Source organism: Mycobacterium sp. NGS67, from assembly GCF_059812185.1.
Window position 1 is genome coordinate 37351 of the sequence record NZ_JCALCF010000033.1, and the last position, 18531, is coordinate 55881.

At 68.0% G+C, this 18531-nt stretch carries 19 protein-coding genes; 17 read left to right on the forward strand and 2 right to left on the reverse strand.

Annotated elements, in window-relative coordinates; all coding sequences use genetic code 11:
* The first annotated feature begins 181 nt into the window (after positions 1-181).
* From AC5Y4D_RS23430 to AC5Y4D_RS23465, 8 genes are all read left to right on the forward strand, one after another.
* Complete coding sequence (locus tag AC5Y4D_RS23430) at positions 182-1522, forward strand: DUF2254 domain-containing protein (protein WP_500038335.1); 1341 nt, start codon at positions 182-184, stop codon at positions 1520-1522.
* 62 nt (positions 1523-1584) lie between these two features.
* Positions 1585-3891, forward strand: coding sequence for a hydrogen gas-evolving membrane-bound hydrogenase subunit E (gene mbhE / locus AC5Y4D_RS23435; RefSeq protein WP_500038336.1), 2307 nt, complete (start codon positions 1585-1587; stop codon positions 3889-3891).
* A complete protein-coding gene (locus tag AC5Y4D_RS23440; RefSeq protein ID WP_500038337.1) occupies positions 3891-4370 on the forward strand; it encodes an MnhB domain-containing protein in 480 nt (159 codons plus the stop codon). Before mbhE ends, AC5Y4D_RS23440 begins: the two co-directional genes overlap by 1 nt.
* Positions 4367-4753, forward strand: coding sequence for a sodium:proton antiporter (locus tag AC5Y4D_RS23445; RefSeq protein WP_499943370.1), 387 nt, complete (start codon positions 4367-4369; stop codon positions 4751-4753). The genes AC5Y4D_RS23440 and AC5Y4D_RS23445 overlap by 4 nt, the downstream gene beginning before the upstream one ends.
* Positions 4754-4763: 10 nt before the next feature.
* Positions 4764-6149 (forward strand): complex I subunit 5 family protein, encoded by a 1386-nt coding sequence (locus AC5Y4D_RS23450; RefSeq protein WP_500038338.1) that lies wholly within the window; start codon positions 4764-4766, stop codon positions 6147-6149.
* The gene (locus AC5Y4D_RS23455) at positions 6150-6650 is read left to right on the forward strand and encodes a Na+/H+ antiporter subunit E (protein ID WP_500038339.1); all 501 of its coding nucleotides are present in this window, start codon (positions 6150-6152) and stop codon (positions 6648-6650) included.
* Between the two features lie 5 nt (positions 6651-6655).
* Complete coding sequence (locus AC5Y4D_RS23460) at positions 6656-6925, forward strand: monovalent cation/H+ antiporter complex subunit F (RefSeq protein ID WP_499943373.1); 270 nt, start codon at positions 6656-6658, stop codon at positions 6923-6925.
* Positions 6922-7248, forward strand: a complete 327-nt coding sequence (locus AC5Y4D_RS23465; protein ID WP_499943374.1) for a cation:proton antiporter — start codon at positions 6922-6924, stop codon at positions 7246-7248. Before AC5Y4D_RS23460 ends, AC5Y4D_RS23465 begins: the two co-directional genes overlap by 4 nt.
* 13 nt (positions 7249-7261) lie before the next feature.
* Here AC5Y4D_RS23465 and AC5Y4D_RS23470 read toward each other — a convergent pair whose 3' ends face one another.
* Positions 7262-7897 (reverse strand): DedA family protein, encoded by a 636-nt coding sequence (locus tag AC5Y4D_RS23470; protein ID WP_499993121.1) that lies wholly within the window; start codon positions 7895-7897, stop codon positions 7262-7264.
* Positions 7898-7912: 15 nt separating this feature from the next.
* Entirely contained in the window at positions 7913-9139 is a 1227-nt protein-coding gene (locus AC5Y4D_RS23475; RefSeq protein WP_500038340.1) for a TerC family protein, read from the reverse strand.
* Between the two features lie 167 nt (positions 9140-9306).
* On the opposite strand from AC5Y4D_RS23475, the gene AC5Y4D_RS23480 reads away from it, so the two are divergent.
* The 9 genes from AC5Y4D_RS23480 to ureG all read left to right on the forward strand — a co-directional run bounded on the left by AC5Y4D_RS23480 (position 9307) and on the right by ureG (position 18482).
* Complete coding sequence (locus tag AC5Y4D_RS23480; protein ID WP_499943376.1) at positions 9307-9819, forward strand: YflT domain-containing protein; 513 nt, start codon at positions 9307-9309, stop codon at positions 9817-9819.
* Positions 9820-9848: 29 nt separating this feature from the next.
* The gene (locus AC5Y4D_RS23485) at positions 9849-11192 is read left to right on the forward strand and encodes an amidohydrolase (protein ID WP_500038341.1); all 1344 of its coding nucleotides are present in this window, start codon (positions 9849-9851) and stop codon (positions 11190-11192) included.
* 10 nt (positions 11193-11202) lie between these two features.
* Entirely contained in the window at positions 11203-13554 is a 2352-nt protein-coding gene (locus AC5Y4D_RS23490; protein WP_500038342.1) for a glycoside hydrolase family 65 protein, read from the forward strand.
* 80 nt (positions 13555-13634) lie between these two features.
* Positions 13635-13937, forward strand: a complete 303-nt coding sequence (locus tag AC5Y4D_RS23495; RefSeq protein WP_500038343.1) for an urease subunit gamma — start codon at positions 13635-13637, stop codon at positions 13935-13937.
* 17 nt (positions 13938-13954) lie between these two features.
* Positions 13955-14545, forward strand: coding sequence for an urease subunit beta (gene ureB, locus AC5Y4D_RS23500; protein WP_499943381.1), 591 nt, complete (start codon positions 13955-13957; stop codon positions 14543-14545).
* Positions 14538-16247 (forward strand): urease subunit alpha, encoded by a 1710-nt coding sequence (locus AC5Y4D_RS23505; protein ID WP_499993127.1) that lies wholly within the window; start codon positions 14538-14540, stop codon positions 16245-16247. Before ureB ends, AC5Y4D_RS23505 begins: the two co-directional genes overlap by 8 nt.
* Before the next feature lies 1 nt (position 16248).
* Entirely contained in the window at positions 16249-16923 is a 675-nt protein-coding gene (locus AC5Y4D_RS23510) for an urease accessory protein UreF (RefSeq protein ID WP_500038344.1), read from the forward strand.
* Positions 16924-16939: 16 nt separating this feature from the next.
* Positions 16940-17788: an urease accessory protein UreD gene (locus AC5Y4D_RS23515; RefSeq protein WP_500038345.1), complete on the forward strand. Its 849-nt coding sequence runs from the start codon at positions 16940-16942 to the stop codon at positions 17786-17788.
* The gene (ureG, locus tag AC5Y4D_RS23520) at positions 17781-18482 is read left to right on the forward strand and encodes an urease accessory protein UreG (protein ID WP_500038346.1); all 702 of its coding nucleotides are present in this window, start codon (positions 17781-17783) and stop codon (positions 18480-18482) included. Before AC5Y4D_RS23515 ends, ureG begins: the two co-directional genes overlap by 8 nt.
* Positions 18483-18531 lie beyond the last annotated feature (49 nt).

Sequence of the window (18531 nt, forward strand, 5' to 3'; positions counted from 1 at the left end):
CTTCGGTGTGAATGGTGGGCGTTGGTTGTGAAGCGACGGCTTTCGGCGTGAGCCCACGGTGGGAAAATCGGCGAAATCCCGCCCAGGCGTCACGCGCAAAGCCCAGGATTCACGCGCAAAGCCCAGGATTCACGCAAGAGTCCAGCGGCCGGACTCGCCGACGAGGCCATAGGGTTCTGCCATGAGGCGACGTGTCGAACCCACACCGGCGCTGCGAATCGCCACCGGGCGGTATCACTTCCGGGAGAGTTTGTTCGCGTTGCCCACGCTGGTGGTGCTGGCCGGCGGCGTCGCAGCCGAGACGGTCGCATACGTCGACGGGGCGCTGGGCGTCGGCACGCGACTGCCGTTGACGGTCGAGATGAACACCAACGCCGCGACCTGGCTGCTCAGTACGGTCGCCGGCGCGATGATCACCACCGCCGGGGTGGTGTTCTCGTTGACGGTGGTGAGCCTGCAACTGGCCAGCAGCCAGTTCTCCCCGCGCGTGATGCGGTCGTTCATCCGAAACCGCCTCAGCCAGACGGTGATCGGCATGCTGGTCGCGACGTTCGTGTTCTGCGTGCTGGTGCTGCGTCACGTCAACGGGGACGCCAACGCCAGCGCCCCGCGGATCTCCATGACGATCGCGATCGTGTTGACCGTGACGACGGTGCTGCTGATCATCGCCTATCTGAACCGGCTGGCCCACGGGTTGCAGGTCGGCGAGGTGGTCCGGTCGATCGCCGCCGAAGCCGACGACATCATCGAAGCGATCAAGCGCCAGACCCGCGGCGAGACGATCCTGCAGACGCCGCATCCGCCCGCGCCCGAAGAACGGCTGTACGTGCGGGCGCTGTCGGACGGTTGGGTCACGCAGGCGCCGAGCAAACACATCCTGAGCGCAATCCCGCCGTCGACCGTGGTGCGGCTGGAGACCCGCACCGGCGCCTACATCCACCGCGGCGAGATCCTCATGACGGTGTGGCCGATGCCGGACGTTCCGGAGCGGGTGACGAGCAAGCTGTTGGCGACCGTGGAGATCGCAGACGTGCGGACGATGCAGCAGGACATCGACTTCGGGATCCGGCAGCTGGTCGACATAGCACTGCGGGCGCTCAGTTCGGCGATCAACGACCCGACGACGGCAACCGAGGTGGTCCTGCGGCTGGGCAGCATGATGCGCACGTTGTTGGGTTCGGACCTGCCGTCGGCGGCGGTGTGCGGGTCCGACGAGCGCGTCCTGCTACGCCCCTGGGACCTGTCCCCGGACGAGTACATTGCGCACGCTTTCACCCAGATCCGCCAGACCGGGACGACTCAACCCCATGTCGTGGCCACCTTGTTGCGGGTCTTGCGCATGCTGATCGACCACGCCCAGACGATCGGGCGCGAGCAGCACCTTCCCGCGCTGCGCCGACAGATCGAACTGCTGATGGAGTCGATGGCGGGCGCGCCGGGCCTGCTCCCGGCCGACCTGGACCGCCTGCGCGCCATCGCCGACGAGTCGCGCGCCGACCCTGCCGAACACGGCACCAACTGAAGGTGCGCCGGTGCCGGGGCATACGTTGGTGTGCGGACACAGCACGCCGATGAGGAGTCTTAGTGGCCGAATCCCCCAACGTCGAAGCGCTCGGCGTCGAGTCGTGCCGACCGTTGCGGACGGATTGGCAGGGCTGGGCGTCGGCCGCGTTTGCGCTGGTCGGCTTCGGCGTGTGTCTGGCGGCATGGCTCGCCGGCGGGGGGTCGGTCACCCTGCCCTGGGTGCCCAGCCTGCACATGCAGCTGAGCTTCTCCTACGACGGCCTGGCCGCGCTGTACTCGCTGCTGGCCTGCGGGGTCGGCGCCCTGGTGTTCTGCTACGGCACCGGCTACCTGTCCCTGCACCTGGAACATCATCACCGTCCGGCGCGGGAGCGGTGGCGGTTCTGGCCCTGGATGGTGCTCTTCGCGGTGTCGATGGTGGGGGTCGCGACGGCGCAGGACCTGGTGCTGCTGTTCGTGTTCTTCGACATCACCGCCGTCTGCTCCTACTTCCTGATCGGTTTCGACAAAGACGAGCAGACCGCCCGCCGGGCGGCGCTGATGGCGCTGCTGGTGACCGTGGCCAGCGCGGTGGCCCTGCTGATCGCCGCCGTGCTGCTGTACGCGCGCTACCAGACGTTCTCGCTGCCTGAGTTGCTCGAACGGATCGACTCGGGACCGACGACGACGGCTGCCGCGGCGCTGCTCGCGGTGGCGGCGCTGGCCAAGAGCGCGCAGGTGCCGCTGCATTTCTGGCTGCCCAAGGCGATGGCCGCGCCGACGCCGGTCTCGGCGTACCTGCATTCGGCGGCCATGGTCGCTGCCGGTGTGCTGGTGCTGGGCCGGGTGCACCCGCTGCTGGCCCACAGCCGGCCCGTGCTCGATGCCGTGCTCGTCGTCGGAATCGCGTCCATCGTCATCGGCGGGATCGGCGCACTGGGCCAGGACGTGCTCAAACAGGTGCTGGCCTACTCGACGATCTCCCAGTACGGCTACGTGGTGATGCTGTACGGCATCGGTGGCGGGGCAGCGGCGGGCGCCGCGGCGTTCTACGTGCTGGCGCACGGTGTGGCCAAGAGCGCGCTGTTCATGACCGCGGGCGCGGCGACGATGGTGACCGGGGAGGACAGGTTGTCCCGCCTCGGTGGGCTGGGCCGACGCAGGCCGGTGCTGGCAGTGGCTGCCGCGCTGGCCGCGGCCAACCTGGCCGGACTGCCGCTGACCGCCGGATTCTTCAAAGACGAGCTGTACTTCGAGGCGGCCGCGGGTGCCGGACGGGTGCTGACCGGGTGCGCGGTGCTGGCCGCCGCCCTGACGCTGGCCTATATCGGACGTTTCTGGGTGCTGCTGTTCCTGGGGACGACGCGTGCGCAGACCCGTCCGACTCCACACACCCTGACCTGGCCGATCGTGGTGCTGGCCGGAGTCGGCATCGCCGCGGGCCTGATCCCGGGGCTGTTCAGTGGTCTCGCGGCCGACGCGGCAAGCGTGACCAGCGCGACGAAAGTGAGTCTGGCGCCGGGCTACCACTTCGACGCCCGTCCGGGAAACCTGATGGCGCTGAGCGCCTGGACGCTGGCTGCGGGCCTGCTGGCGCTGCCGCGCCTCCGGGAGGCGCTGGCCCGCACGTGGACGCGGGTGGGCGGGCGCCTCGGGCCGCTGCGGATCTACACCCGCAGCCTGCGCGCCTTGTCCCGGCTTTCCTCGGCGATACACAGCCTGGAAGTTCGTGACCTGCGTACCAGCGTCGCGGCGGTGCTCGTGCCGGCGGGGGTCTTGACTGGGATCGCCTTCGCCGTCACCCCGATCAAGGGTGCCTACGACATCGGCCGGGTCGGCGACGTGGACTGGCTGATCCTGCCGCTGCTGGCTCTGGTCATCATCGCGACGCTGGCTGTCGCACGGGCCTCGGCCCGGGTCGGCATGGTGTTGGCGCTGTCGGTGGTCGGTTTCGGGCTGGCCGCGGTGTACGCGCTGTTCGGCGCGCCCGATATCGCCTTGGTGGCCGTGGTGGTCGAGACGATGATCACCCTCGTCTTCATCGGCGCCCTGGCACGGTTGCCGCGCTCGGGGACTGCCGAGGAACTCGAAGTGCGCGCAGGTGGTCAGCACGCGGGCGAGACCCGGCGACGCCAGCGCAACGTGGCCGCCGGTGGCCTGGCCGGCCTGGCGGCGTTCGTCACCATCTGGGGTTTCCTGTCCGCGCCCAGCGCGGCACCGAGCGTGTCCGAGGAATACCTGCGTCGAACGCCCAGTGCCCACGGCCAGGACGCTGTGACGGTGATCATCACCGACTTCCGCGGCCTGGACACGCTGGCCGAAATCACCGTGCTGCTGGTCGCCGTCGTCGGCGTGGCCGCGCTGCTACGCAGGGGCAAGCTGTGGTGATGCGACGGGACCTGGTGTTGCGGGTCGTGTCGGGCGTGCTGCTGGGGCCGAGCCTGATGGTGGCCGGCGCGTTGATCGTCAAGGGATATCGGGACACCGGCGACGGATTCGGCGCCGGCGTCGTCGTCGCGCTCGAGCTCGCGCTGCGCTACATCAGTCTGGGCGCGCGGGCCGCCGAGCGGACCTTGCCGATTCTGCGGTACTCGCCGTGGCTGGCCGTCGGTGGTCTGTTGTTGTCGCTGGCCGTCGGTTTCTTTCCGTTGCTGTATGGCAAACCGCTGTTCAGCCACCTACCTCCGCCGGGTGAGCCCGTGGTGCACTTCGGCTCGCTCGAATTGTTCACCCCGCTGCTGTTCGACGTGGGGATATTTCTGCTGGTCATCGGCGTGCTGACGATGTTGCTGCATCAACTCGCCGACCCGGAGAACCAGATCGACGACGCCCCCGAGGGGCGCACCGAGAACGGGGAAACCGCGTGAACCTGGCGTTTGCGGTCACCGCCGCAGTGTTGTTCGGCGCGGGCGCCTATCTGCTGCTGCAGCACGACCTGATCCGCATCGCGGTGGGCGTCGCCCTGATCTCGCAGTGCGCCGTCGTCGCGCTGATCGGATCCAGCATGTCGCGGGGACGGGCACCGATCGGGCCGGGATCCGGCGGGCCGGTCAGTGACCCGGTGCCCCAGGCGCTGGTGCTGACCGCACTGGTCATCGGCCTGGCCACGCTGGCGCTGCTGCTGGCGTTGGTGCACCGCGTCGTGGAGGTCTTCGGCACCGCGCAGCGCAGCGAGCTCGCGGCCCAGGAGACCGAACACGAGCAAAGCCTGCGGCGTGACGAGCAGCTGGATCGAAACGAGATGACGTGATGGCCTCGTGATGGCCTTGTCTCTGGCGCTGCTGATCCCGTGGGCGGCCGGCGCGCTGCTGATCGCGCTCGACGGTCGACGTCCCCTCGTTGCCTGGTCGAGCGTGGCGGTGCTGGGCGCGTCGTTGGCGGCGGTCGCCGTCCTCACCGCGCAAGTGGTGTCCCGGGGTCCCCAGCAAGTGGTCACCGGAGGGTGGCCGGCCGGCATCGGCATCGTGCTGCGCGCCGATGCGCTGGGCGTCGTCTTCGCGCTGGCGTCGATCGTGGTGCTGCTCGCGGCGATGACCAACGAAGCCGTCAAGGGAGTGCGGACGCGCATGTTCCCCGGCCTGGTGGTGCTGCTCACCGCCGGGTTGAACGGGCTGTTTCTCACCGCGGACGTGTTCAACTTCTACGTTTTCTTCGAGATCGCGATGACGGCGTCCTACGCGCTGACCACCTACGGTCAACGTCCGCGACAGCTGCGGGCGGCGCTGATCTTCGCCTCCGTCAACCTGCTGGGCTCATTCGTGTTCTTGGTGTCGGTGGCCGGCACCTACCGGATCACCGGCGCGCTGGCCATGGCCGATGTCGCCGCGCGGATCCACGCGGTCGGGGCCAACGCCGCGATGCTGGTCGCAGTCGGGTTCTTCGTCGCGTTCAGCGTCAAACTCGGCCTGTTCCCGTTCCATTTCTGGCTGCCGACGGTCTATGCCGGCACCCGTCCCGTCGTCGCCGCCATCCTCAGTGGCGCGGTGGCCAACATCGGCAGCTATGGCCTGCTGCGATTCGGCGCCGGATTGTTCGCCGACGAGCTACGGTTCGCCGCGACCGCGCTGGTGCTGCTCGGCGTCGCCTCGATCCTGTACGGCGGTGTGCTCGCGGTATCCCGCGGCGACGACGCCGAGACGCTGGCGTACTCGGCCATCGGGCAGGTGGGGTACGTGCTCGTCGCGCTGAGTGTCGGGGGTCCGATCGGACTGTCCGCGGCCGTGGTGTACAGCGTTGTCAACGCGCTGAACAAAGGTCTGCTGTTCCTGGCGGCGGAGCTACGCGGACCCCTGGTGGCAGCCGCCTTCGCGATCGGTGCGTTCAGCGTCGCCGGCGTGCCCCCGGCGGCCGGCTTCATCGGCAAGCTGGAGCTGTTCCGGGCCGCGATCGCGGTGCACAACCCCGCGCTGGTGGTGGTGTTGGTGGTCGGCAGCGTGTTGTCGCTGATCTACATGTTCCAGATCTATCAGCGCAAGTTCTGGTGCGCTCCGGAAACCGTCGACGTCGAGAGCCCCGAAGTCAGCCCGCTGGCGCCGCGGGTAATCGTGACCGTGTTCGCGGCGCTGGTCCTGTCCATCGGGTTGTGGGCTGAGCCTTTACTGGTGCTCAGCCAGGACGCCGCCAACGTGCTCACCGGGAGGTTGTAGATGATTGCGGTCTTGGGCCGGGTGGCGACGTTGACCACCGTCTACCTGCTGGCACTGACCAGCCTCAAACCGGCCGACGTCATCGTCGCGCTGGTGTTCTCGGCACTGATCGTCGGACTCAGTGCCGCCTTCCGGCGCGGCGAAACTCACCCCGAACCGCCACCGGGCACCTCAGCCCTGGGCCGCCTCGCCGGACTGCCCGCACTCATCTTCTTCACACTGATCGACATGTGCCGCGGCAGTTGGCAGGTGGCCGGATGTTGCCTGGGACTGCGGTCGATGGCGCCCGGCGTGGTGTCCATACCGATCGAACCGACCACCGCGAGCTCGGCTGCGGTCTGGGCGATCCGGGTCGGGTTGGCGCCGGACAGCGTCGTCGTCGACGTCGACGCGCGGAAAGGTGAATTGCTGCTGCATGTCCTGGACGCAAGCGACCCGGACGCCGTCCGAGGCACCCAACTCGACTCCTACCGGCGCGCTCAGCGCCGCGTGTTCCCGTAACCGCCATGATGAAATTGCTGTTGATCGTCGCGCTGGCATGGAACACCCTGCTGCTCGTGGCCGGTGGACTGGTGCTGCTGCGGGCCCGCGACGTGGTCCAGCGGGTCCTGGCGCTGGATCTGCTGGCCGCGCTGGTGGTGTCGCTGCTCGCGTTGCTGTGCTACTACCACCACCAGCCCTTTTACCTGGACGCGGCGGTGGCGCTGGCGCTGCTGTCCTTCGTCGCGACCGTCGCGGCGGCCCGCTACCTGGGTTCGGGAGGGCCGTTCGAGTGATCTCTGTGGTGTTGGACGTCCTGGGCGTGGTGTTGCTGATCACCGGGCTGGTGCTGCTCACCATCAGCGTCATCGGCGTGCTGCGCCTGCCCGACACGAACAGTCAGCTGCACGCACAGGGACTGGCCACCGGTCCCGGGGTGATCGCCGTACTGGCGTCTTCCATCGGCACCGAGAACGCCACCATCATCACCTTCGCGGTGCTGGGCATCGCCTTCATGGTGTTGAGCTCGCCGTCATCCGGCCACGCCATCGCCAAGACGGTGCGCCGCAGAAATGACGACGCCCGCGGCGCGCACGACGACCCGGCAGCAGACGAGTGATCGGGACGCGAGGCTAGGAGCCGACACGGCCGTCGGCGCCGGGCACCTGCTGCTCGCGGCGCGAATGGCGTTGGTGCAACCATCTGAGCAGCTCGGCCAGCCCCGCCACGGCCAGCGCCACGGCGAACGACATCGCGAACGCCAACAGCGGTCGGTCGTCGAATGCGTGCCCGCCGGCGAAACCGATCATCGTGTTCACCGTCGCCCACAGCACCGAGCCGATCGCGTCGAACACCAGGAACTGTCGATAAGGGAAACCCAGCACCCCGCAGGCGACGGTGGTCGCGGTGCGGCCGCCGGGGATGAACCGCGCGGCGATCACCAGCGGTCCGCCGTGCCGCTCCAGTTCGCGGTGCGCCCAGTCCAGGCGGCGCCGTCCCCGCTCGCCGCCGGCGAGCCAGCGGCGGGCCCGATCCTCGGCGGAGTGACCGATCCAGTAGGCGATGTTGTCGCCGGCAAAGCCGCCCAGGGCCGCCATCACGATCACCCAGCCCAGCATCATCGACCCGTCCGCGGCCAGGATCCCGCCGGTGAGCAGCACGGTCTCGCTCGGCAGGATCGGCAGTACCGCGTCGAACGTGCAGAAGCCGAAAATCAGGGGATAGGCCCACCAGGAGTGACCGAGCGCCTCGAGCAACGAATCAAGCAAGGTCGGCTGCCTTCATCAGGTCAAGCCTTTGCGGGTGAACTGCTGGGCTTCGCCGCGTTCGACGGCCTCGTCGTGTCGAGCCGCGGCCCGGTCCAGCAGCTCGATCAGCGCCGGCTCGCCGCGGACCTGTTCGCGGTACTTCGGTCCGAGTGCCAGGATCTGATCGCGCTCGCCGAGCAACTTGCCGAAGATCCGTTCGCGTTCGGCGGGATCGTGGGTGTATTCGGAATCGAGATAGGCCGTGGCGTGCCGCCGGGCGTTGGCGATCGCGGTCGTCGCCTTACCGTCGCGGCTGAGCAACGAGGCCACCACGGTGACGATTAGAACACCGATGATCACCGTCAGCGAGGTGGAGGTGCTGAATTCCACGACCGGCACCGGCTCGCCGTCGTTGACGAACGGGACATTGTTTTCGTGCAGGGCGTGCAGGATCAGTTTGACCCCGATGAAGCCGAGGATCGCCGCCAGCCCGTAGGAGAGGTAGACCAGCCGGTCCAGCAGACCGTCGAGCAGGAAGTACAACTGACGCAGGCCGAGCAGCGAAAACGCCGTGGCGGTGAATACGATGTACACGTCCTGGGTGAGGCCGAAGATGGCGGGGATCGAGTCGAGCGCGAAGAGGATGTCGGTGCCGCCGATGGCCACCATGACCAGCAACATCGGGGTCATCGCGCGCTTGCCGTCAACCACGGTGAACAATCTGTCGCCGTCGTAGTGCTCGGTGGTGTGCATCACCTTCTTGGCCAACCGCACCACGAAGTTGTCGGCCCGGCGGGAATCGTCGTCGTCGTCCGACCTCAGCACCCCGCCGGCGGTGAGCAACAGGATCAACCCGAACAGGTAGAAGACCCACGCGAACGCGTTGATCAGCGCGGCACCGACGAAGATGAAGCCGGTACGAGCGATGAGCGCGAAGACGATCCCGAAGAGCAGCACTTTCTGCTGGTCTTCCCGGGGGACGCGGAAGCTGGCGATGATCACCAGGAAGACGAAGAGGTTGTCCACGGACAACGCCTTCTCGGTCAGATAACCTGCGAAGTACTCCGAGCCGGGCCGGCTACCGCCGAACATCAGCACCCCGACCCCGAACAGCAAGGCGATGCCGACGTAGGCGGCCGACCAGATCGCGGCCTCCCGCAGCATCGGGACATGCGCTTTGCGGACGTGGAAGACGAAGTCGAAAGCCAGCAGACCCGCGATAGCGACGACGGTCAGGGCCCACACCCAGTCCGGGACATTCATTTGATATCCATTGCCCTTTTCCGATCGAACTTCCTCGCCTCCTGTACCCGCTCTCGGCCACCAGTGACCCCCGCCGGGCATGCGGGGCAGGAGTTTGGCAGACCCGATTCGGTCAATACGTCCCTGCGACCACATGAATGAATCCAGATTCGACGCGGGAGACAAAGATGGCCAATCCCACCCATGTGAGCGATGAGCAAACGTCGGGCGACCCGTCCGGCGGGCGTCAGGTGATCGCGACATTCGAGAACTACATCGATGCCCAGCTACTGGTGGACCGGATGTCCGACGGCGGATTCCCGGTGCAGTACGTGCGCATCATCGGCGACGGCGTCCGCACCGTCGAACACGTGACCGGGCGGATGACCAAGGGCAAAGCCGCACTCTATGGCGCGGGCAGCGGGGCCTGGTTCGGGGTGCTGATCGGTCTGCTTTTCGCGATCTTCACGGTCGGGCCGCTGTGGCTCTGGGTGTTGCTGACCGCGATGATCATCGGCGCATTCTGGGGTGCGGTGTTCGGATTCGTGGCGCACTGGTCGACGCGGGGCCGACGCGACTTCTCCAGCATTCAGACGTTGGAAGCGCAGCGCTACGACGTGTGCGTGACCGGGAACCACGCCGCCGAGGCGGCGCGCTACGTCCAGAGCGTGCCTGCGGTGCCGGGCAACGCCGGCCGCTGAGACCCAGAGCACGCGACGGGGGAGCCGGCATGTCCGGGTGGTCGCGGCGCCGGGTGCTCGGCGGTGCGGGCCTGCTCACCGCGGCCACGGTGCTGCCCGGCTGCGGAACGCGGCCCGGCGACCCGGGCAGCAGTCCGGGACGGGGCGGTGCGCCGACCGGGCAGCCGTCGCTGTCCCCGGCCAAGCTCGGCGCCGCGACGAACGGGATCACCGAGGTCCAGGGCTGGCAGGAGGAGTTCTACCAGGACCTGCACCGCCATCCCGATCTCTGGGGTCAAGAGGCCAGGACCGCGGCAAAGGTCACCGGCAAACTGCACGAGATCGGCGTCGACGACGTCCTGCAGATCGGCGGGGGTGTCGTCGGCGTCATCCGCAACGGCACAGGCCGACGCGTGTTGTTCCGCGCCGACATGGATGCGCTGCCCGTCACGGAAGCGACGGGGCTGGACTACGCATCGCTGGAGCCGGGAAAAATGCACGCCTGCGGCCACGACGCGCACGTGGCGTCGGCGCTCGGCGCGGCGGCCCTGCTGGTCAGAAACAATCGCGAATGGTCCGGCACCTACCTGGCGCTGTTCCAGCCCGGAGAAGAGGCCGGCAAAGGCGCCCAGGCGATGGTCGACGACGGCCTGGTGGACAAGCTCGACGCGGTCCGGCCCGACGTCTGCCTGGCCCAGCACGTGCTGACCGCGCCCGAAGCGGGACACGTCGCCACCCGCTCCGGCATCGCCCTGTCGGCCGGGGAGAGCCTCAAGGTGACCGTCTTCGGTGAGGGATCGCACGGGTCGATGCCGGAACTGGGGGTCGATCCGGCGGTGCTGGCCTCGGCGATCGTGTTGAGGTTGCAAGGCATCGTGTCGCGGGAGATCGCACCGAGCGAGTTCGGTGTCGTCACCGTCGGCTCGGTCAAGGTCGGCGACTCGCCCAACGTCATCAGCGACCGTGCCGAACTGTTGCTCAATGTCCGCGCCTACGACAACGCGGTGCGAACCAAGATCATGGCGGCCATCGAGCGCATCGTCCGCGGCGAGTGCCAGGCCTCCGGCTCGCCGACCGAACCGGTATTCGAAACGCTGGCCACCTTCCCGCCGACGGTGAACGACCCGAAGGTCACCGAGACGGTGACCAACGCCTTCACCCAGGCGTTCGGGTCCGACCGGGTGCACGAGCTCCAACCCGTCCCCGCCTCAGAGGATTTCAGTCGCATCCCGGATGCGTTCGGCGTGCCCTATACGTTCTGGGGCAACGGTGGATTCCTGCCCGGAATGACGATCGTGGGCAATCACAATCCGCGCTTCGCGCCGGCGCTGCAACCGACGCTGCGCACCGGCACCGAAGCGGCCATCGCGGCCACGCTGGCCTACGTCGCATAAGATCGTTGTGGTGAGCCAGAATTCGGAAGAACACGGATTTCACGTCGCTCCGTGGGAATTGCGTTGGTGCGGACTGGATTTGGAGCGTCTGGCCGACACCGAGTCCATCTTTGCGCTGTCCAACGGCAACATAGGCCTGCGTGCCACCCTGGATGAGGGAGAGCCGGTCGGTACACCGGGAACCTATCTGAACGGGTTCTACGAGAAGCGTGAATTGCCTTATCCCGAAGGCGGATACGGGTATCCCGAGGACGGGCAGACCGTGGTCAACGTGACCGACGGGAAGATCATCAGGTTGTTCGTCCAGGACTCACCGATGGACATGCGGTACAGCCGGGCAGTCGAGCACGAGCATGTCCTGGACTTCCGCACCGGAACCCTGCGGCGCAATACGGTCTGGACGTCTCCGACGGGACGCTCGGTGCGGATCCGCTCCGAGCGTCTGGTGTCGTTCACCCAGCGCGCCGTCGCCGCCATCCGGTACGAGGTGGAGCCGCTGGACGCCGACCTGGACCTGGTCGTGCAGTCCGACCTGCTGGCCAACGAGACGGTGCCCACCGGCGGCCGGGACCCGCGCCTGGCCGCGGCGCTGGACAATCCGCTGGTCGCCGATTTCGCGACGGCACAAGACCTTTCGGCGGTCCTGGTGCACCACACCAGGCGCTCTGGGCTCGGGGTGGCCGCGGGGATGGACCACGAACTCGCCACGAGGTCCGGCGCCGACTGCAGCATCCGCGCGGAGCAAGATCTGGCCCGGCTGACCATCGCCGTCGACGTGGCCAAAGGCGACGTGCTGCGGTTGACGAAATTCGTCGCCTACGGATGGTCGAGCCGTCGTTCCGTGCCCGCGCTCCGGGCGCAGGTGGACGCCGCGCTGGCCCAAGCCCGAGAGACGGGCTGGGACAACCTGGTCGCCCGCCAGCGCGACTACCTCGATGCGTTCTGGTCGCACGCCGACATCGAAATCGACGGGAATCCCGAACTGCAGCAAGCGATCCGGTTCGCACTCTTCCAGGTACTGCAAGCCGGCGCGCGTGGTGAGAGCCGGCCGATTCCGGCGAAGGGTCTGACCGGGCCGGGGTACGACGGGCACTCTTTCTGGGACACGGAGATGTTCGTGCTGCCCATGCTGACCCACACGATGCCCGACGCGGCGGCCGACGCGCTGCGCTGGCGGCACTCCACCCTGGCCAAGGCCAAGCGGCGCGCCCGGGAACTGAGTCAGGACGGGGCGATGTTCCCGTGGCGGACCATCGACGGAGAGGAGTGCTCGGCGTATTGGCCCGCCGGCACGGCGGGTGTGCACGTCAACGCCGACATCGCCTATGCCACAGCGCAATACCTCGCGGCTACGGCCGACACCGAATTCGAGGAAGACTGCGGTGTGGAGCTTCTGGTGGAAACCGCCCGGCTGTGGGCGAGCCTGGGCCACCGCAACGCAGACGGCCAGTTCCGCATCGACGGTGTCACCGGACCGTGCGAATACTCCGCGCTGGCCGACAACAATCTGTTCACCAATCTGATGGCGCAGCAGAATCTTCGCGATGCCGCCGCGGCTTGTCGGCGCCGTCCCGATGTGGCCGCACGGTTCGAGGTTGCCGACGCCGAGACCGCCGACTGGCGGGACTACGCCGACCACATGACACTGCCGTACAACCCTGAGCTGGGCGTGCACGAGCAAGCCGAAAACTTCACCCACCAAGCGGTTTGGGACTTTGCGGGGACACCGCCCGCCGACTATCCGCTGTTACTGCGCTATCCGTACTTCGAGTTGTACCGCAAGCAGGTGGTCAAGCAGGCCGACGTCACGCTGGCCATGTACGTGCGCGGCGACGCGTTCACCGCAGCGGAGAAGTCAAGCAACTTCCACTACTACGAGGCGTTGACCGTCCGGGATTCGTCGCTGTCGGCCTGCGCCCAGGCGATACTGGCCGCCGAAGTCGGTCACTTGGAGCTTGCCTTCGACTATCTGGCCGAGACGGCGTTCATCGACCTGCACAATCTGCATGACAACGTGTCGAGCGGCTTGCACATCGCCGCGCTCGGCGGGGCGTGGCTGGCCTGTGTGGCCGGTTTCGGCGGGATGCGCCGGCACGGGGAAGAATTGGCGTTCGCGCCGCGGCTTCCACCGGCCCTGAGCCGGTTGGCGTTCCGCATCTTGTGGCGTGGCCGCTGCATCGCGGTGGAGGCGACCGCTGGGCACGCCACCTACCGGCTGCGCTCGGGTGAGCCGGCCTCACTCACCCACCACGGGGAGCCGTTCACCCTCGGTGACCACGACGTGACCCTGCCCGTCCCGCCGCCACCGGATGTTGCGCAGGTGCAGTTCCCCGAGGGGCGCGCACCGCACCGACACGGCTAACTCGAGCCGCATTTCTGGGGGTTTGGGCGACGGATCGGCGGGTAAGCCTCGGACACCGCTGCCGACCAAGGGTGGATCCGATGTTCTTGACGGTCAAAGAGAAGGAACGCCTCCTCATTCACACCGCTGCCGAAGTGGCGCACAAGCGTCGCGAGCGCGGCCTGAAATTGAATTTCCCGGAAGCCACCGCGGTGCTCACCCAGTTCGTGCTCGAGGGCGCTCGGGACGGCCGCACCAAAGCGGACCTGCAGGATGCCGCGCGCAGCGTGTTGAAACGCGAAGACGTGATGGACGGAGTCGCCGAGATGCTGCAGGAACTCGACATCGAGGCGACCTTTCCCGACGGCACCAAGTTGATCACGGTCCCCCAACCGATTCACTGACCTCGGAAGGTCGCATCATGAGCCGGCTCACCGACAAGATCAAAGACACCGTCACCAACCGGATGCAGCGGGCCGGTGACTCCACCGGGCTGTTGGGTGCGGCCAGCAAAGCCTTCGCCGTCGGGCAGCGGGTGCTGGCGCGTAACCCCAAGCTGGAGACGGCGGTCGGTTCGGTGCAACGGCACGCGCCACCGTTGAGTCGCAAGCGCGCCGGATCGGGCGAGACGTTCCCGATGGGGACGGGCAAGGGGCCGCTCGGCAGGGTGCAGCTGGGGCCGGATGCGAGCATGACGCCGTCGGCTCCCGGCGCCATCCTGTTCGCCGACGACCCGGTGGCGATCAACGTCGGCTGCGAGGTGACGACGGTGAAGGTGGTCAACACCGGCGACCGGCCGATATCGGTGGGATCGCACTTCCACTTCGCCGAGGCCAACCCCGCGCTGGAGTTCGACCGTCAGGCGGCCTGGGGCAAGCGGCAGAACATCATCTCCGGCGGGTTGACCCGGTTCGACCCGGGCATCACCCAGAAGATCGAGTTGATTCCGTTCGGGGGCCAGCGCATCGCGGCCGGTTTCCGCGGCGAGTGCAAGGGGCCCCTCGATGGCTGACATCCAGCGCCAGCTGTATGTGTCGATGCTCGGTCCCACCACGGGTGACCGGTTACGGCTGGCCGATACTGACCTGTTCATCGAGATCGAAGAGGACCGCTGCGTCGGGGGCGACGAGGTGGTGTTCGGCGGCGGTAAATCCGGGCGCGAGTCCCAGGGCCAATCGCACACCCCGCGGGCACAGGGCACGCCTGACCTGGTGATCACCAACGTGGTCGTGCTGGACCACTGGGGCATCGTCAAGGCCGACGTCGGGATCCGCGACGGGCGGTTCGCCGCCATCGGCAAGTCCGGAAACCCCGACATCATGGACGGCGTCCACCCCGACCTGGTGATCGGCCCGTCCACCGAGATCATGAACGGCACCGGGCTGATCATGACGGCCGGTGCGATCGACACTCACGTGCACTTCGTGTCCCCGGACATGTGCGAGGTGGCGCTGCAGGCCGGTATCACCACACTGGTGGGCGGCGGGACCGGACCGACCGACGGCGGCAAGGCGACCCTGGCCACCCCCGGCGCCTGGTGGCTGGCGCGAATGCTGGAGGGGTTCGACCCGTGGCCGGTCAACGTGTTGTTCCTGGGCCGTGGCACCACGATCTCCGAGGAAGCGCTGTGGGAGCAGCTGCGCGGCGGCGCGGCGGGGTTCAAGGTGCACGAGGACTGGGGCGCCACCCCGGCGGTGATCGACACCGCGCTGCGCGTCGCCGATGCGGCGGGGGTGCAGGTCGCGATTCACAGTGACACGCTCAACGAGGCGGGGTTCGTCGAGGACCTGATGCGCACCGTGGCGGGACGAAGCTTCCACAGCTACCACACCGAGGGCGCCGGCGGGGGTCACGCGCCCGACATCATCCGGATCGCCGGTGAGCCCAATGTGTTGCCGGCATCGACCACCCCGACCCGCCCGTTCACCGTCAACACCGTCGACGAGCAACTCGACATGGTGCTGGTGGCCCACCAACTGAACCCGAAGGTCCCCGCGGAGTTGCAGTTCGCCGAGAGCCGGGTGCGTGCCGGCACCATCGCCGCCGAGGACATCCTGCAAGACCTGGGCGCCATCTCGGCGATGTCCTCGGACGCACAGGCCATGGGCCGCCTCGGCGAGACCGTGATACGCACCTGGCAGACCGCCCACGCCATGAAGAATCTTCGTGGCCCGCTCAGTTCCGGCGAACGCGCGGACAACGACCGGGTCCGGCGCTACGTCGCCAAGTACACCATCTGTCCGGCGCTGATTCACGGCCTCGACGACGAGATCGGGTCCATAGCGCCGGGGAAACTGGCCGATTTCGTGTTGTGGGTACCGGCCATGTTCGGGGTCAAACCCACCGCGGTCTTCAAGGGCGGTATGGCGGCGCTGGCGATGCTGGGCGATCCCAGCGCGTCGGTGCCTACGCCGCAGCCGGAGTTGCCGCGGCTCGGCTACAACGCGTTCACCAAGGCGGCGGCAGCCACCAGCGTCGCGTTCGTCTCAGCCGCGGCCGTGGAGGACGGACTGGCCGACCGGCTCAACGTGGACCGCCCGCTGGTGGCGGTGAAGAACATGCGGGATTTGAGTAAAGCGGACCTACCGCTCAACGACGCGTTGCCGCGCATCGAGGTCAACCCCGACACGTTCGAAGTGCGGATCGACGGTGAACCGGCGGATCATCCGCCGCTGACCGAATTGCCCATGACCCAGCGCTACTTCCTGTACTGACATGCCCGGGATGCCGGTTGCGCTGTTGCTGCTCTCCGACGGGCGGTTGCCGGCCGGCGGTTACGCGCACTCCGGCGGGATCGAAGCCACCGTGCGGGCCGGACGCGTCTTCGACCCGAGTAGCCTGCGGGACTTCCTGCGGGGCCGCGCTGCGACGTCCGGAGCCGTCGCCGCCGCGTTCGCGGCCGCGGCATGCCGGGCCGCCGCGTCGGACGACGAAGAGCTCTTGGCTGCCCTGGATGTCGAACTCGACGCCCGGACACCGTCTCCGGCCTTGCGGACGGTCTCTCGCACCCTCGGGCGTCAATTGCAGCGCGCGATGGGCACGATCCGCCCGCACCCTCGCCTGGACGGTCTGGGTCGACGGCCGCATCAACCGATCGTGTTGGGCGTTGCCGCAACGGTATTCGAGCTCGACGCGCGGCAGGCCGCCATGGCCGCGCTCTACGAGAGCGTCGCCGGGCCTGCCACGGCCGCCGTCCGGCTGGTCAGCCTCGACCCACTCGAAGTCCATGCCGTGCTGGCGAGCCTGATGCCCGAACTCGACGTCCTGGCCGTCGCCGCGGCCGAGCACGCCGAAACCCCCGTCGAGGAGTTACCGGCCTATGCGGCGCCGTTGCTCGACGTGGCCGCCGAACAGCACACTCGGCAGGAGGCACGGTTGTTTGCCTCCTGAAACCACACCCGGTGAGATGCGTGCGCACGCACGGCTGGCCACCGCGGCCACGGCCGGAAGCGACGGCCGGCCCGTCAGCCACGTGACGGTGTTGCGCTCGCAGGCTCCGCTGCTGCTGCGGCTCACCAACCCAAAAGAGCCGGATCCGTGGGCCGATGCCCTGCGGGCGCCGGCTCGGGTCAGCATGGCGGCCGGTGCCGCGGGACCCGTTGGCGGCGACCAACTCACGCTCGACGTCGAGGTCGGCGCCGACAGTGCCCTGGTGCTGTGCGACATATCTCCCACCCTGCTGCTGCCCGGACCGCGTGGCCACCCGTCGCGCACCACCGCCCGGGTCCGGGTGGGCGAGGGCGCCACGCTGGTCTGGCTGCCCGAACCGTTGATCGCCGCCGCGAACTGCAGGCACCACAACGACATTCGGGTCGAACTCGCGCCCACCGCTCGACTGCTGATGCGCGAGGAACTCATCCTCGGCCGCCACGGTGAACAACCCGGCACCATCGGTCAACGGCTGAGCATCCGGCGCGATGGCCGGCCGCTGTATCGGCAGGACCTGCACATCGGCCCGGACGCGCCGGGCTGGAACAGCGCGGCCGTCGCCGCCACGCATCGAGCGGTCGGGTCCGTCGTTCTGGTTGAGCCGCAACGGATCTGGCCAGACAGAGGCTCTGTGCTGACCGATGCTGCCGCCGCGCTGCCGCTGGCCGGTCCGGGGATGCTCATCACCGCACTCGCCGACGACAACCTCGAGCTGAGGGAGGCGATGACCGCAGGGCTCTCCGAACTCGGAACTTGGTGGTGCGGCACCGCACCCGAAGCCGAAAGCCGTATCCCCACCACCGAACAGGAGCCCAGAAGTGCATGAACACCAACATCTTTCGCAGCACGGACGACGAGCGCTGCGGTTGGGGGTGGCCGGACCCGTCGGAACCGGCAAGAGTTCGCTGATCGCCACCCTGTGCCGAAACCTGTCCAGCGAATACCGTTTCGGGGTCGTCACCAACGACATCTACACCGACGAGGACGCGCGTTTCCTACGCGCGCAAGGCATCCTGCCGGCCGAACGCATCCGCGCGGTGGAGACCGGGGCCTGCCCGCACACCGCCATCCGGGACGACATCACCATGAACCTGCTCGCCGTCGAAGATCTCGAGCACGACTTCGGCCCGCTCGACATGGTGCTGATCGAGAGCGGCGGCGACAACCTCACCGCCACCTTCTCACCCGGCCTCGTCGACGCTCAGATCTTCGTTCTCGACGTGGCCGGCGGAGGTGACGTGGCGCGCAAAGGTGGACCCGGCATCGCGCGGGCGGACTTGCTGGTGATCAACAAGATCGATCTGGCTTCGCATGTCGATGTCGACGTCGTGGAGATGCTGAACGACGCGCGCAACGCCCGCAGCGGTGCGCCGGTGCTGCCGGTGTCCCGCAAACAACAGGCCACCGTGGACGCCCTGTGCGACTGGGTTCGTCGGCTACACGCCAGATACAACGCCGGCGCGCACCAGCCCGTCGACCCCGGACCGATGGCACCGCACAGCCACAGTCACCACCACTAGCGCGAACAGACGCAAAAGCACCCATTTTCGCCCGAAAAAGGGTGCTTTT

What these genes read in the sequence shown, in the direction of transcription:
- AC5Y4D_RS23480 (WP_499943376.1), top strand. Translation starts at nt 9,307, where the DNA reads ATGGCCAATCCCACCCATGTGAGCGATGAGCAAACGTCGGGCGACCCG.
- AC5Y4D_RS23485 (WP_500038341.1), top strand. Translation starts at nt 9,849, where the DNA reads ATGTCCGGGTGGTCGCGGCGCCGGGTGCTCGGCGGTGCGGGCCTGCTC.
- AC5Y4D_RS23460 (WP_499943373.1), top strand. Translation starts at nt 6,656, where the DNA reads ATGATGAAATTGCTGTTGATCGTCGCGCTGGCATGGAACACCCTGCTG.
- AC5Y4D_RS23455 (WP_500038339.1), top strand. Translation starts at nt 6,150, where the DNA reads ATGATTGCGGTCTTGGGCCGGGTGGCGACGTTGACCACCGTCTACCTG.
- AC5Y4D_RS23450 (WP_500038338.1), top strand. Translation starts at nt 4,764, where the DNA reads ATGGCCTTGTCTCTGGCGCTGCTGATCCCGTGGGCGGCCGGCGCGCTG.
- AC5Y4D_RS23475 (WP_500038340.1), bottom strand. Translation starts at nt 9,139, where the DNA reads ATGAATGTCCCGGACTGGGTGTGGGCCCTGACCGTCGTCGCTATCGCG.
- AC5Y4D_RS23430 (WP_500038335.1), top strand. Translation starts at nt 182, where the DNA reads ATGAGGCGACGTGTCGAACCCACACCGGCGCTGCGAATCGCCACCGGG.
- AC5Y4D_RS23440 (WP_500038337.1), top strand. Translation starts at nt 3,891, where the DNA reads ATGCGACGGGACCTGGTGTTGCGGGTCGTGTCGGGCGTGCTGCTGGGG.
- AC5Y4D_RS23510 (WP_500038344.1), top strand. Translation starts at nt 16,249, where the DNA reads ATGCCCGGGATGCCGGTTGCGCTGTTGCTGCTCTCCGACGGGCGGTTG.
- AC5Y4D_RS23495 (WP_500038343.1), top strand. Translation starts at nt 13,635, where the DNA reads ATGTTCTTGACGGTCAAAGAGAAGGAACGCCTCCTCATTCACACCGCT.
- AC5Y4D_RS23505 (WP_499993127.1), top strand. Translation starts at nt 14,538, where the DNA reads ATGGCTGACATCCAGCGCCAGCTGTATGTGTCGATGCTCGGTCCCACC.
- AC5Y4D_RS23515 (WP_500038345.1), top strand. Translation starts at nt 16,940, where the DNA reads ATGCGTGCGCACGCACGGCTGGCCACCGCGGCCACGGCCGGAAGCGAC.
- ureB (WP_499943381.1), top strand. Translation starts at nt 13,955, where the DNA reads ATGAGCCGGCTCACCGACAAGATCAAAGACACCGTCACCAACCGGATG.